We start from the raw sequence: 13,039 nt of genomic DNA, 5'->3' as shown, positions 1-13,039 counted from the left end.
GGTGTCAAAACTCGCGGCGGGCGGTGACCGACAGCGTTTGTTTGTCAGAGGATGAGGTGCTGATGTTGGATACCGTTTGCAGGTAATTCCACTGCGGGGTTACACGCCAGGCTTTGGCGGGTATCCAGTGGGCGCCTGCAGTCAGGCCCCATTGCTGGTCGTGGCGGGTGCTCAGAAAGAATGGGTCCGGGCCGTTGTAGCTGCGGTCTTCCAAGCTGAACGATGCAAACACGGCAAGCGCGCTGCCAAAGGGCTGTTGCATACCCACGCGGCCGCCTACCAGATGGTGCCCCAGGTGGCCGACGCCGGCTTGGCTCGTCACTTCTTGGCCCAAGTACGCGCTGGCGTAGACCGATAGTTCGGACCGGAATTGCTGTCCATAGGATGCCCCAAAGACGTAGCGGTCCACATTGCGTGTTTTCTGGGGGTAGCTCAGTTGCCCTGCTTGCGCATAAGCATTGAATTGACGGAATGCGTCCAGCCGGTGGGTCCATTCGCCAGTGATGCTCCAGCTGGAACGTGCCGGTGCATTGGCAAGGGTGCTTTCCCCCAATTGGAGGGCCGTGGTGTACTCGTTTCGCTCGACACGGTAGCTGGCTCCCACTGAAGCATCCAGCTGCCTGGAGTCATAGGGCAGGGCTGTCGTGTCGTGGCTCCGGGTGGATGCGCCAAAACTTCCGATGGCCGACCAGCGTGGGGCAATCGCCTTGCGGCCGGAAATGTGGAACGCCAGACCCGAAAACGCACTGGGAACCGGCTTCAGGCCAAATACCTTGTTTGCAGGGGCACTGTTAACGTTGTCGTCATGGCCCAGAACGGCTTCGGCATAGGCGCGGGAGGTGGTGCCTGCTTCTGCCTCGATCCGGTCTATGGTTTGCAGCAACTGGTTAATAGAGCGGGCCGCCTCTGTGGGGATGCCCTGCGCCTTGGCCTGGCCCAACATGGCTTTGGCGCCGGCGTTGTCGCCCACGGCATACAGGGCGTGTCCCAGCTCGGCGCGGGCCCGTGCGTTATTGGGGTTCACCATCAAGGTGCGTTCGAGTGCAAAAATGGCACGGGTGTGGTGCCCTGACTGGTTGGCGGCGATACCCAGTACCAAGTCGTAGTCTGGATCGCCCGAACGCTCCATTTCCAAAGGCTCTAGCATCTCGAAGGCTTGCTGGGCAGCCCCGGATTCAGTCAAAGCCAGGGCGTTGCGCAAAGTGGTATCCCATTCCGCATGCACTGGTGCCGCCAGCAACAGGCTAGACAGGCTAAAAAGAAGGAGGGAGCGGGTTGACAAGCGCATGGGGCTGGGCTCTCAGGCAGTAAATACCGTTAACAAACAGCTTTCGGGGCTCAATGGCCAGACAACTGAGCGAATTTTATGCCAGTGCGCCGCTTGCCGTGCGCAAAAGATCCGTGCTGGCTTAGCGTCAAGGCCCAGACCCAAAAGCCTTGGCGGCGGGCAAATTACCTTTGCACTGCACCCATAAAGTGGCACAATCCGTCCTGCAATGAAGGCCCTTCCCATGCCACAGTCGCATCCGCCAACCGGTTCAGCCGTGTCGCGGAAGGTTAATTAACCAGCTTTAACCAGCTTATGTTCCCTGAAGGGGAACGGAGGTCAGCGAAATATGAGTGATTCCAGCTCCAATGGTGCGAGCACGGCTTCGTCCGTGTACCAAGCCTACCAAAACAACACCTACCTGTTCGGCGGCAATGCCCCGTACGTCGAAGAGATGTACGAGAACTACCTGGCCAACCCCGGCAGCGTTCCTGACACCTGGCGCGATTACTTCGATGCGCTGCAAAACGTTCCCGCAGCCGATGGGACAACTTCCAAAGACGTAGCCCACATGCCCGTGATCAACGCATTTGTTGATCTGGCAAAAAAAGGCGTCAAGCAAACGGTGCTGGCCACCGGTGCCGATTCCGAGATGGGACGCAAGCGCACGGCCGTGCAGCAGCTGATTGCCGCTTACCGCAACGTGGGCGCCCGCTGGGCTGACCTCGACCCCCTCAAGCGCACCGAGCGCGACAAAATCCCCGAGTTGGAGCCAACGTTCTACGGTTTCAGCGACGCAGACCAGGAAACGGTCTTCAACATCAGCAACACCTTCTTTGGTAAAGAGTCCATGAGCCTGCGTGAGCTCATGAACGCTCTGCGTGAGACCTACTGCGGCACCATTGGCGTGGAGTACATGTACACCACCGACCAGAACCAAAAACGCTGGTGGCAGCAAAAGCTGGAGGCGATTCGCAGCAAGCCCAGCTTCCCGGCCGAGAAAAAACGCCAAATTCTGGACCGGCTGACGGCTGCTGAAGGCCTGGAGCGTTTTCTGCACACCAAGTTTGTGGGCCAAAAGCGCTTTTCGCTGGAGGGCGGTGAGAGTTTTATCGCCGCCATGGACGAGCTGATCCAGCAAGCCGGCGCCAAGGGCGTCCAGGAAATTGTCATCGGCATGGCCCACCGTGGCCGCCTGAACGTGCTGGTGAACACCCTGGGCAAGATGCCTGCCGATTTGTTTGCAGAATTCGACCACACGGCACCCGAAGACCTGCCGGCCGGCGACGTGAAGTACCACCAGGGTTTCAGCTCTGATGTGTCTACCGTGGGTGGCCCCGTTCACCTGTCGCTGGCATTCAACCCGTCGCACCTGGAAATCGTGAACCCCGTGGTCGAAGGTTCGGTGCGCGCGCGCATGGACCGCCGTGATGATCCCACTGGTAGCCAGGTGCTGCCCGTGTTGGTGCACGGCGATGCGGCTTTCGGCGGCCAGGGTGTGAACCAGGAAACTCTGGCGCTCGCCCAAACCCGTGGTTACACCACAGGTGGTACGGTCCACATCATCATCAACAACCAGATCGGTTTCACCACCTCCGACCCGCGCGACATGCGCTCCAGCGCGTTCTGTACCGACATCGTGAAGATGGTGGAAGCGCCTGTGCTGCACGTGAACGGTGACGACCCCGAGGCCGTGGTGCTGGCCACCCAACTGGCGTTGGAGTTCCGCATGGAATTCCGCCAAGACGTGGTGGTGGACATCACCTGCTTCCGCAAGCTGGGCCACAACGAGCAAGATACACCCAGCCTGACCCAGCCGCTGATGTACAAGAAGATTGCGACCCACCCCGGTACCCGCAAGCTGTATGCCGACAAGCTGGCAGCCCAAGGCCTGGGCGATACGCTGGGCGATGACATGGTCAAGGCCTACCGCTCTGCCATGGACGCGGGTAAACACACCGTGGACCCGGTGCTGACCAACTTCAAGAGCAAGTACTCGGTGGACTGGTCGCCTTTCCTCGGTAAAAAATGGACCGATGCAGGCGACACCGCCATTCCTCTTACCGAGTGGAAGCGTTTGTCTGAAAAACTCACCACCATTCCTGCTGGCGTGACCCCCCACCAGTTGGTGAAGAAGGTATATGACGACCGTGCGGCCATGGGCCGTGGTGAAACCAATGTGGACTGGGGCATGGGCGAACACATGGCGTTTGCCTCGCTGGTCGCCAGTGGTTACCCCGTGCGTTTGTCGGGCGAAGACTGTGGACGCGGCACCTTCACGCACCGCCACGCCGTGATTCACGACCAGAACCGTGAGAAGTGGGACGTCGGCACCTACGTGCCCTTGCAGAACGTGGCTGACAACCAGGCTCCGTTTGTGGTGATCGACTCCATCCTGTCTGAAGAGGCGGTGTTGGGCTTTGAGTACGGCTACTCCTCCAACGATCCCAACACCCTGGTGATCTGGGAAGCCCAGTTTGGCGACTTCGCCAACGGCGCCCAGGTCGTGATCGATCAGTTCATCGCCTCTGGTGAAGTGAAGTGGGGCCGTGTGAACGGCATTACCTTGATGCTGCCCCACGGCTACGAAGGCCAGGGCCCGGAGCACAGCTCGGCGCGCCTGGAGCGTTTCATGCAGCTGGCTGCGGACACCAACATGCAGATCGTGCAGCCCACCACGGCCAGCCAGATCTTCCACGTGTTGCGTCGCCAGATGGTGCGCAACCTGCGCAAGCCCTTGATCATCATGACGCCCAAGAGCCTGCTGCGGAACAAGGATGCGACCTCGCCGCTGACCGAGTTCACCAAGGGTGCGTTCCAGACCGTGATCCCCGAGAGCAAAGAGCTCAAAGGCGACAAGGTTAAGCGCGTGATCGCCTGCTCCGGCAAGGTGTACTACGACCTCGTGAAAAAGCGCGAAGAGAAGGGGCTGGACGATGTCGCCATCATCCGTGTGGAGCAGCTGTACCCGTTCCCGCACAAGGTGTTTGCGGCCGAGCTGAAAAAGTACCCTAACGCCACCGACGTGGTGTGGTGCCAGGACGAGCCACAGAACCAGGGCGCCTGGTTCTTCGTGCAGCACTACATCCACGAAAACATGCTCGAAGGCCAGAAGCTGGGCTACTCTGGGCGCGCCGCGTCTGCGTCGCCTGCGGTGGGTTATTCCCACCTCCACCAAGAGCAACAAAAAGCGCTGGTGGAAGGCGCATTCGCCAAGCTCAAGGGCTTTGTGCTGACCAAATAAGCCGTCAGCAGAACCCTCACTCGAACACATACGGAAAGAATTGATATGGCAATCGTAGAAGTCAAAGTACCCCAGCTCTCTGAATCTGTGGCCGAAGCCACCATGCTGGCTTGGAAGAAAAAAGTGGGTGACGCCGTCACCGCGGACGAAATCCTGATCGACATCGAAACCGACAAAGTGGTGCTGGAAGTGCCTGCACCGTCTTCTGGCGTGATTGTCGAAATTTTGGTGGCCGATGGTGGCACCGTGGCTGCGGAGCAGTTGATCGCCCGCATCGACACGGCCGCTGTAGCCGGTGCCGTGGCTCCCGCCGCGGCAGCACCTGCGGCCTCCGCGCCCGCTGCTGCGCCTGCAGCCGCTGCAGCCCCGGCCAGCAATTCCAAGGCTGGTGTTGCCATGCCCGCGGCTGCCAAGCTGTTGGCTGACAACGGCATCGCTGCGTCCAGCGTGGCAGGTACCGGTAAAGATGGCCGCATTACCAAGGGTGACGTACTGGCTGCTGCAGCTGCTCCTAAAGTTGTAGCTGCTTCCGCAATACCCACGGGCGTTCCGACCAAATCTCTGCCCCAAGTGGCAGCGCCTTCGGTAAACCTGGGTGACCGCCCCGAGCAGCGCGTGCCCATGAGCCGCCTGCGTGCACGTGTGGCCGAGCGTTTGCTGCAATCGCAATCCACCAACGCGATCCTGACCACCTTCAACGAAATCAACATGGCTCCGGTCATGGAGATGCGCAAACGCATGCAAGAGCGTTTCGAGAAGGAGCACGGTTGCAAGCTGGGCTTCATGAGTTTCTTCGTCAAGGCGGCTGTGCACGCCTTGAAGAAGTTCCCCGTGTTGAATGCGTCGGTGGACGGTACCGACATCGTCTACCACGGTTACTTCGACATCGGTATTGCCGTGGGCTCGCCCCGTGGCCTGGTGGTGCCCATCCTGCGCAATGCAGACCAGATGAGCTTTGCGGACATCGAAAAGAAGATTGCTGAATTCGGTCAGAAGGCCAAGGACGGCAAGCTGGGCATTGAAGAAATGACCGGTGGCACCTTCTCGATCTCCAACGGCGGCACCTTCGGCTCCATGATGTCCACCCCCATCATCAACCCGCCCCAGTCGGCCATCCTGGGCGTGCACGCCACCAAGGATCGCGCGATGGTTGAAAACGGTGTTGTCGTCGTTCGCCCGATGAATTACTTCGCTATGTCCTATGACCACCGCATCATCGACGGCCGTGAAGCCGTGCTGGGGCTGGTGGCCATGAAGGAAGCGCTGGAAGATCCCGCACGTCTGCTGTTCGATATCTGAACACCCCCCGGCTGCGCGCACTGTGTGCGCTTCGCTTTCCCCCTTGGAGGGGGCAACACCAGCGGCCTGGCAGAGCCAGTTCCGCGGTGTTCCTGAGTGAAGGCACGCGCTCCGTGTGGCGTTTCAAGAATTAAGCGAGAAACACTATGAGCAAACAATTCGACGTGATCGTTATTGGTGGTGGCCCCGGTGGCTACATCGCCGCTATCCGCGCGGCCCAACTGGGCTTTAACGTAGCCTGTATCGATGAGTGGAAGAACGAGAAGGGCGGTCCTGCGCCCGGCGGTACTTGTACCAACGTAGGCTGCATTCCCTCCAAGGCCTTGCTGCAATCGTCTGAGCACTTCAACCACGCCAACCACCACTTTGCCGAGCACGGCATTACGGCCACCGGCGTGAGCATGGATGTGGCCAAGATGATTGCCCGCAAGAACACCGTGGTGAAGCAAAACAACGACGGTATCTTGTACCTGTTCAAGAAGAACAAGATCGCCTTCTTCCACGGCCGTGGTTCTTTCGTCAAAGCCGCTGAAGGTGGCTACGAAATCAAGGTGGCGGGTGCTGCCGAAGAAGTCATCAGCGGCAAGCAAATCATCATTGCTACCGGCTCCAACGCACGTGCCTTGCCCGGTACACCGTTTGACGAAGTGAATGTGTTGTCCAACGACGGAGCCCTGAATATCGGCGTGGTGCCCAAGAAGCTGGGCCTGATCGGCTCCGGTGTGATCGGCCTGGAAATGGGCTCTGTGTGGAAGCGCTTGGGCGCTGAAGTCACCATCCTGGAAGGCCTGCCGGTCTTCCTGGGCGCGGTGGATGAGCAGGTGGCCAAGGAAGCGCACAAGGCCTTCACCAAGCAGGGCCTGAAGATCGAGTTGGGCGTCAAAGTCGGCGAAATCAAGAACGGCAAAAAGGGCGTGTCCGTGGCCTACACCAACGCCAAGGGCGAAGCCCAAACGCTGGACGTGGACAAGCTCATCATCTCCATCGGCCGCGTGCCCAACACCATCGGTTTGAACACCGAAGCGGTGGGCCTGGCATTGGACGAGCGTGGCGCGATTGTGGTGGACGGCGACTGCAAAACCAACCTGCCTGGCGTGTGGGCGGTGGGTGACGTGGTGCGCGGCCCCATGCTGGCACACAAGGCGGAAGAAGAGGGCGTTGCCGTGGCCGAGCGCATTGCCGGCCAGCACGGACACGTTAACTTCAACACCGTGCCTTGGGTCATTTACACCAGCCCCGAGATCGCGTGGGTGGGCCGTACCGAGCAACAGCTCAAGGCGGACGGCGTGGCGTACAAGGCGGGCAGCTTCCCCTTCTTGGCGAATGGCCGCGCACGCGCGCTGGGCGACACCACCGGGTTTGTGAAGTTCCTGGCCGATGCCACGACCGACGAAATCCTGGGCGTGCACATCGTGGGCCCACAGGCGTCGGAATTGATTTCCGAGGCCGTGGTGGCGATGGAGTTCAAGGCCAGTGCTGAAGACATCGCGCGCATTTGCCATGCCCACCCCTCCTTGAGCGAAGCCACCAAGGAAGCGGCGCTGGCGGTGGACAAACGCACCCTGAACTTCTGATTTAAGAGTGAAATGGGCTGCTAGCCCACGTAGGTCGTGCGCTGGCAGCTATTGTTTTCATAGCAAATCGGAGTTCTATTTGAGCGTTAAAGCTACCTACGAGGCCGAACTGGCTGCACGCGGCTACACCGCCGATCCGGCCCAGCTGCGCGCGGTGGAGGCGTTGGAGCGCTGCGCCACCGAGTGGGCGGCATTCAAAGAAAAACGTTCCAACGCGTTCAAGAAGCTGATCAACCGCCCGGAGATTCCACGCGGCGTGTACATGCATGGTGGGGTGGGGCGGGGCAAGAGCTTTCTCATGGATTGCTTCTTCAACGCCGTGCCGCTCAAGCGCAAAACGCGCCTGCATTTCCACGAGTTCATGCGCGAGGTGCACCGTGAGCTGATCGACCTGCAAGGCACGGTAAACCCGCTGGACGAGCTGGGCAAGCGCATGGCCAAGCGCTACCGCCTGATCTGCTTTGACGAGTTCCACGTGGCGGACATCACTGACGCGATGATCTTGCACCGCCTGCTGACGGCCTTGTTTGACAATGGCGTGGGTTTTGTCACCACCTCCAACTTCAAGCCCAACGACCTGTACCCCGGTGGCCTGCACCGCGACCGCATCTTGCCCGCCATTGCCTTGCTCAATGCCAAGCTGGAGGTGCTGAGTGTGGACAACGGGACCGACTACCGGCGCCGCACGCTGGAAGATGCCCGGCTCTACCACACGCCCAACGGCCCCGAGGCCGATGCAGCGATGACGGCCACCTTCAATGCGCTGGCGGAGCAGCACGATGAAAACCCGGTGCTGCACATCGAGTCGCGCGAGATCCATGCGCGCCGCATGGCGGGTGGTGCCGTCTGGTTTGACTTCAAAACCCTGTGTGGTGGCCCTCGTTCGCAAAACGACTACCTGGAAATCGCCTCGCGCTTTCATACGGTGTTCTTGAGTGACGTGCCTTATATGCCCGTGCGTATGGCTTCCGAGGCACGGCGTTTTACCTGGCTGGTGGACGTGTTGTACGACCGGCGCGTCAAACTCATCATGTCGGCGGCGGTGGCGCCCGAGGCGCTTTACACCGAAGGCCCCATGTCGCATGAGTTTCCGCGCACCGTCTCAAGGCTCACCGAGATGCAATCCAGGGAGTTTCTGGACCTGGAGCGCCGCATTGTGGATACGCGCCTGACATGAGGGGGTTGTGGCTGCTGTGGGTGCTTGCGGTTCTCCTGGGGCCGCAGCTTGTTTGGGCACAAACAGACGCCCCGGTGCTAGAGGCAGCGCAGGCGCAGCGCCAACGTATCAGTGCGGAGCGAACACGTACCGAGGCTGAGTTTTCCCGCCAAGAGCAGGCTTGCCAAAGCCGCTTTGCGGTACAGGCCTGTGTGGACCAGATTGCGGTCCAGCGTCGGACGCTGGACCGCGAGCTCAGGCGGCAGGAAGCGTCCCTCAACGCCGCAGAGCGCCAGCAACGCGCGCAAGAGCAGTTGCAGCGCAGTGCCGAAAAAGAGCGTGACCGTCAGGCGCGTACGGCGGAACAGACTGACAACACGATGGCCGATCGCCTTCAAGCCCAGCAGGAAAAGCAGCAAGCCCATCACAAGGTGCTACCCGTGAACAATACAGCCGGCAAACCCTTGCCCGCCGCGCCAACAGCTGGGGAGCAGGCATCACTGCGCGAAGCCTATGCCGCCAAGCAGCGGGCTGCCCAAGAGCGCCGGGCTGTGCGTGAGAAACGTTTGCGTGAGTCGACGCTGAAAACCCCCGCTTTGCCAACGCCCCAGTAGGTGGGCGTGCGCCGGGTGCTTGGGGCTAGCTGTGTAGCGATTCGACTTTGACCACCACCAGAGAGAGGTTGTCGCCTCCGCCATGGCCGCGGGAGCGCGCTTTTTCGATCAAAAACTCAGTGGCTTCGCGTGCGGACAAGGTGGACAGCACAGAGCCCAGTTCACCGGTGTTGAAGTAATGCCAGACGCCGTCACTGCAGGCCATGAGCACATCGCCAGGGCGCAGTTTGGAAATGAAATGGAAGTCGACGGGTGGGTCGCTCTCGGTACCCAGGCAGCCCATCAGGATGTTGGACTGTGGGTGTACGGCGGCTTGTTCTTCGGTCAGTTCCCCGCGGTTCACCAGGGCTTGCACATAGGAGTGGTCCATGGTGCGTTTGATGAAACGGTTGCCGTGGTACTGGTAGACCCGTGAGTCGCCGGTGTGGGCCCAATGGCAGTCGCCGCCGGGGTTGATCAGAAATGCGGCCAGTGTGCTGTGTGGCTCTTCTTCGGAGGATATTGCGGTGAGTTTGATGACGATATGGGCTTCTTGCACCACTTGCATCAAGGTTGCCGCAGCGTCATCGGTGTCCGGGTCGTAACGCTCAAACAGCTGTTTGGCGGTCATCATCACCTGGTCGGAGGCCTTGCGCCCACCGCTGCGTCCACCCATGCCATCGGCCACGATGGCCAGCAGGCAGCCATTCACACGCGGATGCTTGAGCAGCGCGACCTGGTCCTGCTGGTATTCGCGGTCACCCTTGTGGATGCCGGTGGAGGCGGTAAGTCGGTATCCAGTGGTGGCCATGGTGTGTGGGCAATTAATCGGAATAGGTCCGGAAGGCGGCAGTCCGGTCGTATTATCGAGTGGACGCCCCGCAAATCTGCGCCATTTAACCACGTACTTCTCCCCATTTACCTTTGGAAACGAATCACCACTCCCCGCAGCGGCGCCTGATTGAGTTGCGCATGGAACACGGCGATCTCGATGCGCTGATCGACCGCGCACACGAGTCGGCACCGGCTGACGAGTTGATGATGCGTCGGCTCAAGAAGCGGCGGCTCGCCTTGCGCGATGAGATCTCCCGCTTGCAGGGCGCTTTGCAGCCCGATGAACCGGCCTGAACGGTGATGCTGACCGATGCCGTGGCACAGGCACTGGATGCCGAGGGCCCTCTGGCGCGGGCGGTCGAGGGTTTTGCTCCCCGTGAGGGCCAGCGCGCCATGGCCCATGCCGTAGCGCAGACGCTGGAGCAGGGTGGTGTGCTGGTGGTGGAGGCTGGCACTGGTATTGGAAAAACGTTTGCCTATTTGCTGCCTGCACTCCTGAGTGGCGGGCGTGTCCTGTTGTCAACAGCGACCAAAGCCTTGCAGGACCAGCTGTTTGGCCGGGACATTCCCCAGTTGCTGTCGACCCTGGGTTTGCCATCCCGCATCGCCTTGCTCAAAGGCCGAGCCAGCTACCTCTGTCTCAGTCGCCTGGGGCAGGCGCGGCATACAGGCCTGTTGCAACGTCCTGCGGACCTGCGGGCGTTGGCGTCGGTGGAGGTGTGGGCAATCAGCACCCGCAGTGGTGATTTGGCCGAACTCGCGGCGCTGGACGAGCAGTCGCCAGTCATCCCCCAGGTTACTTCGACGCGTGACAACTGCACGGGTGCCCAGTGTCCGCAGTTCCATAGTTGCCATGTGTACCGGGCACGCCGCAAAGCCATGGCGGCAGACGTGGTGGTGATCAACCACCACTTGTTTTTTGCCGATTGGAATGTCCGGGAGTCGGGCGTGGCCGAGCTATTGCCGACCGTCAATGCCGTGGTGTTTGACGAGGCGCACCAACTCAATGAGATTGGTATTCAGTTTCTGGGAAGCCAGTTGGGCACTGGCCAGTTGCTCGCCTGGGGGCGTGACTTGGTGACTGTGGGCTTGCTGCACGCGCGGGGTTTTGCCGATTGGCAAGACTTGGCCATGCGCTTGGAAGGGGCCTTGGCGGAGTGGCAACTGGTCTGCCAGGCGCCGGCGGAGCCGCAGACCCGACTGCGCTGGGTGGGAGATGCACCCCAGGGTATTGCACCTGTGCGGTGGCGCCAGGCACTGGCCCAGGTGGAGGTGGCCTTGTCGGCCGCGATTGCAGCTGTGGCGGGTGTGGCAGAAGCTGCCGCGGAGCTTTCTGCCTTGTATGCGCGCGCCATGGCATTGGCCGAGCGGCTGGCACATTTCATCCAACCGCCGCCTGCGGGCGGTGTGCGCTGGATTGAATGTGGGGTGCGCCTGCGGATGCTGGAGTCACCACTGACCATTGCCGATGCATTGCGTGAGCGTGTAGCGCAGCGGGCGGCAGCGCAGATCGGACCTGCCTGGGTCTTTACGTCGGCCACCCTGGGCCATGACGCGGGGTTGGCTTCGTTCGTGACTGCACACGGTCTTGACGGAGCGCGGGTGTTGCAAGTTCCCAGTCCGTTTGACTATGCGCGCCAAGCACGTCTCTACATTCCGACTGTTTTTCCCAAACCGTCAGACCCGCGTCATAGTGACCAGGTGGCTGAGTTGCTTGCGCAGGCCAGTGGGGTTTTGCACGGTAGAACCTTGGTGCTCACCACCACGCTGCGTGCCATGCGGCGTATTGCGCAGGTGCTGCGTGCACGTCTGCCCCAAAAGGGTGGCATCCAGGTGCTCTTGCAAGGCGAGGCTTCCAAACGTGAGTTATTGGCACGTTTTACGGAGGATGCGGCTTCTGGCTACATCCTGGTGGCCACAGGATCGTTTTGGGAGGGCGTAGATGTGCCGGGCGACGCACTGCAGATGGTGGTGATTGACAAAATTCCCTTCGCTCCCCCTGATGACCCAGTAGTGGAGGCCCGCTGCCTGCAGTTGGAGACGGAGGGCAAGAGTGCCTTCACGCACTACCAAGTGCCGCAAGCGGCCATGGCGCTGAAACAGGGAGTGGGGCGCTTGATTCGCCGCGAGACGGATCGCGGCGTGCTGGTGATTTGCGATGTGCGGTTGCTGCAAATGGGCTACGGCCGAACCCTGTTGGCCAGCCTGCCTGGTATGCCTGTGCTGAGTGAGGCCAGTGAGTTTCAGCAGGCGCTGTGGGCGCTTACCAAACCTTCCACCACGGATCCGTATTCGACTTTTCTCCCTTGAGTACGTAATCCGACTGGGGATAATTCTTTTCGAGAATCCGTTTGGCGTCGTCACGCAGCTGTTCCATGCCCAATGCATCGTACGACTTGTACAGGATGAACAGCGCTTCTTCGATGGCAGGCACGTCGCGGTAGTCGGTTACTGCTTGTTGGGCCCGGTTGGCCGCAGCCAGATAGGCACCGCGTTTGTAGTAGTAGCGGGCTACATGGACTTCGTACTGCGCCAGGGAGCCGACGATGTAGGCCATACGCTGGCGTGCGTCTGGTGCATACCGTGAATCGGGGAAGCGTGCTACCAGCTCCTTGAAGGATTCAAACGACTCTTTGGCCGCTTTCTGGTCGCGCTCGGACAGGTCTTGCCGGGTGATGGAGGAGAGCAGCCCCAGGTCATCATTGAAATTGATGATGCCTTTGAGGTAAATGGCATAGTCCAGCGCCGGGCTGGCGGGGTGCAGCTTGATGAAGCGGTCCAGTGTTGCCAATGCTTGTGCAGGCTCCGCAGCCTTGTAGTGGGCATAGGCCTTGTCCAGTTGGGCTTGCTGCGCCAAGGGCGTACCAGCCGCACGGGCTTCCAGTTTTTCGAGCAAGGGAACGGCCTTGTCCCATTGGGCCGAGCCCATTTCATCTTTCGCTTCTGCATACAGACGGTTGGGGCTCATGCCTGCGGTCTTGTCGATCGGTGCGGACGAGCATCCGGCTACGACCAGCGATACGGCCGCCATGAGTAAGGCATAAACGACCGATAATTTCACACGTAGCATCT

The 13,039-nt window shown here is 60.5% G+C and carries 11 protein-coding genes; 7 read left to right on the top strand and 4 right to left on the bottom strand.

All coding sequences use genetic code 11. From position 1 onward, the window contains the following. Positions 1–4 precede the first annotated feature (4 nt). On the bottom strand, positions 5–1,288 hold the full coding sequence (locus AC097A_RS00505; RefSeq protein WP_479619359.1) for a surface lipoprotein assembly modifier: 1,284 nt from the start codon (positions 1,286–1,288) through the stop codon (positions 5–7). A gap of 328 nt (positions 1,289–1,616) precedes the next feature. On the opposite strand from AC097A_RS00505, the gene AC097A_RS00500 reads away from it, so the two are divergent. From AC097A_RS00500 to zapE, 4 genes are all read left to right on the top strand, one after another. Beyond that, positions 1,617–4,511 (top strand): 2-oxoglutarate dehydrogenase E1 component, encoded by a 2,895-nt coding sequence (locus AC097A_RS00500; RefSeq protein ID WP_479619358.1) that lies wholly within the window; start codon positions 1,617–1,619, stop codon positions 4,509–4,511. A 45-nt stretch (positions 4,512–4,556) separates the two neighbouring features. Further along, entirely contained in the window at positions 4,557–5,810 is a 1,254-nt protein-coding gene (odhB, locus tag AC097A_RS00495) for a 2-oxoglutarate dehydrogenase complex dihydrolipoyllysine-residue succinyltransferase (RefSeq protein WP_315847520.1), read from the top strand. A gap of 146 nt (positions 5,811–5,956) precedes the next feature. Further along, the gene (lpdA, locus tag AC097A_RS00490) at positions 5,957–7,384 is read left to right on the top strand and encodes a dihydrolipoyl dehydrogenase (RefSeq protein ID WP_479619357.1); all 1,428 of its coding nucleotides are present in this window, start codon (positions 5,957–5,959) and stop codon (positions 7,382–7,384) included. Between the two features lie 79 nt (positions 7,385–7,463). Then, the gene (zapE, locus tag AC097A_RS00485) at positions 7,464–8,561 is read left to right on the top strand and encodes a cell division protein ZapE (RefSeq protein ID WP_479619356.1); all 1,098 of its coding nucleotides are present in this window, start codon (positions 7,464–7,466) and stop codon (positions 8,559–8,561) included. Positions 8,562–8,638: 77 nt separating this feature from the next. Here zapE and AC097A_RS00480 read toward each other — a convergent pair whose 3' ends face one another. Next, positions 8,639–8,965: a hypothetical protein gene (locus AC097A_RS00480; protein ID WP_479619355.1), complete on the bottom strand. Its 327-nt coding sequence runs from the start codon at positions 8,963–8,965 to the stop codon at positions 8,639–8,641. Between the two features lie 15 nt (positions 8,966–8,980). Between AC097A_RS00480 and AC097A_RS00475 the strand changes: the two genes are divergently transcribed. Next, the gene (locus tag AC097A_RS00475) at positions 8,981–9,154 is read left to right on the top strand and encodes a hypothetical protein (protein WP_479619354.1); all 174 of its coding nucleotides are present in this window, start codon (positions 8,981–8,983) and stop codon (positions 9,152–9,154) included. Positions 9,155–9,179: 25 nt separating this feature from the next. On the opposite strand, the gene AC097A_RS00470 is transcribed toward AC097A_RS00475, so the two are convergent. Next, positions 9,180–9,944 carry a PP2C family protein-serine/threonine phosphatase gene (locus tag AC097A_RS00470; RefSeq protein WP_105263113.1) on the bottom strand — a complete coding sequence of 255 codons (765 nt, stop codon included), beginning with the start codon at positions 9,942–9,944 and terminating at the stop codon, positions 9,180–9,182. Positions 9,945–10,057: 113 nt separating this feature from the next. Between AC097A_RS00470 and AC097A_RS00465 the strand changes: the two genes are divergently transcribed. Together AC097A_RS00465 and AC097A_RS00460 are read left to right on the top strand one after the other, a co-directional pair. Further along, a complete protein-coding gene (locus AC097A_RS00465; RefSeq protein ID WP_105263112.1) occupies positions 10,058–10,261 on the top strand; it encodes a YdcH family protein in 204 nt (67 codons plus the stop codon). Between the two features lie 6 nt (positions 10,262–10,267). Further along, positions 10,268–12,277 carry an ATP-dependent DNA helicase gene (locus AC097A_RS00460; protein ID WP_479619353.1) on the top strand — a complete coding sequence of 670 codons (2,010 nt, stop codon included), beginning with the start codon at positions 10,268–10,270 and terminating at the stop codon, positions 12,275–12,277. Here AC097A_RS00460 and AC097A_RS00455 read toward each other — a convergent pair. Next, positions 12,231–13,037: an outer membrane protein assembly factor BamD gene (locus AC097A_RS00455; protein ID WP_479619352.1), complete on the bottom strand. Its 807-nt coding sequence runs from the start codon at positions 13,035–13,037 to the stop codon at positions 12,231–12,233. The genes AC097A_RS00460 and AC097A_RS00455 overlap by 47 nt on opposite strands. Between the last annotated feature and the right edge of the window lie 2 nt (positions 13,038–13,039).

The organism is Rhodoferax sp. XS2R6 (genome assembly GCF_056521365.1).
The sequence above is the reverse complement of the archived record's forward strand: the minus strand, read 5'-3'. Positions and strand labels throughout refer to the sequence as shown.

Coding starts and splice junctions, on each gene's coding strand:
- AC097A_RS00470 (WP_105263113.1), bottom strand. CDS start 9,944: ATGGCCACCACTGGATACCGACTTACCGCCTCCACCGGCATCCACAAG.
- AC097A_RS00505 (WP_479619359.1), bottom strand. CDS start 1,288: ATGCGCTTGTCAACCCGCTCCCTCCTTCTTTTTAGCCTGTCTAGCCTG.
- odhB (WP_315847520.1), top strand. CDS start 4,557: ATGGCAATCGTAGAAGTCAAAGTACCCCAGCTCTCTGAATCTGTGGCC.
- AC097A_RS00500 (WP_479619358.1), top strand. CDS start 1,617: ATGAGTGATTCCAGCTCCAATGGTGCGAGCACGGCTTCGTCCGTGTAC.
- lpdA (WP_479619357.1), top strand. CDS start 5,957: ATGAGCAAACAATTCGACGTGATCGTTATTGGTGGTGGCCCCGGTGGC.
- AC097A_RS00480 (WP_479619355.1), bottom strand. CDS start 8,965: ATGGGCTTGCTGCTTTTCCTGCTGGGCTTGAAGGCGATCGGCCATCGT.
- AC097A_RS00455 (WP_479619352.1), bottom strand. CDS start 13,037: ATGCTACGTGTGAAATTATCGGTCGTTTATGCCTTACTCATGGCGGCC.
- AC097A_RS00460 (WP_479619353.1), top strand. CDS start 10,268: ATGCTGACCGATGCCGTGGCACAGGCACTGGATGCCGAGGGCCCTCTG.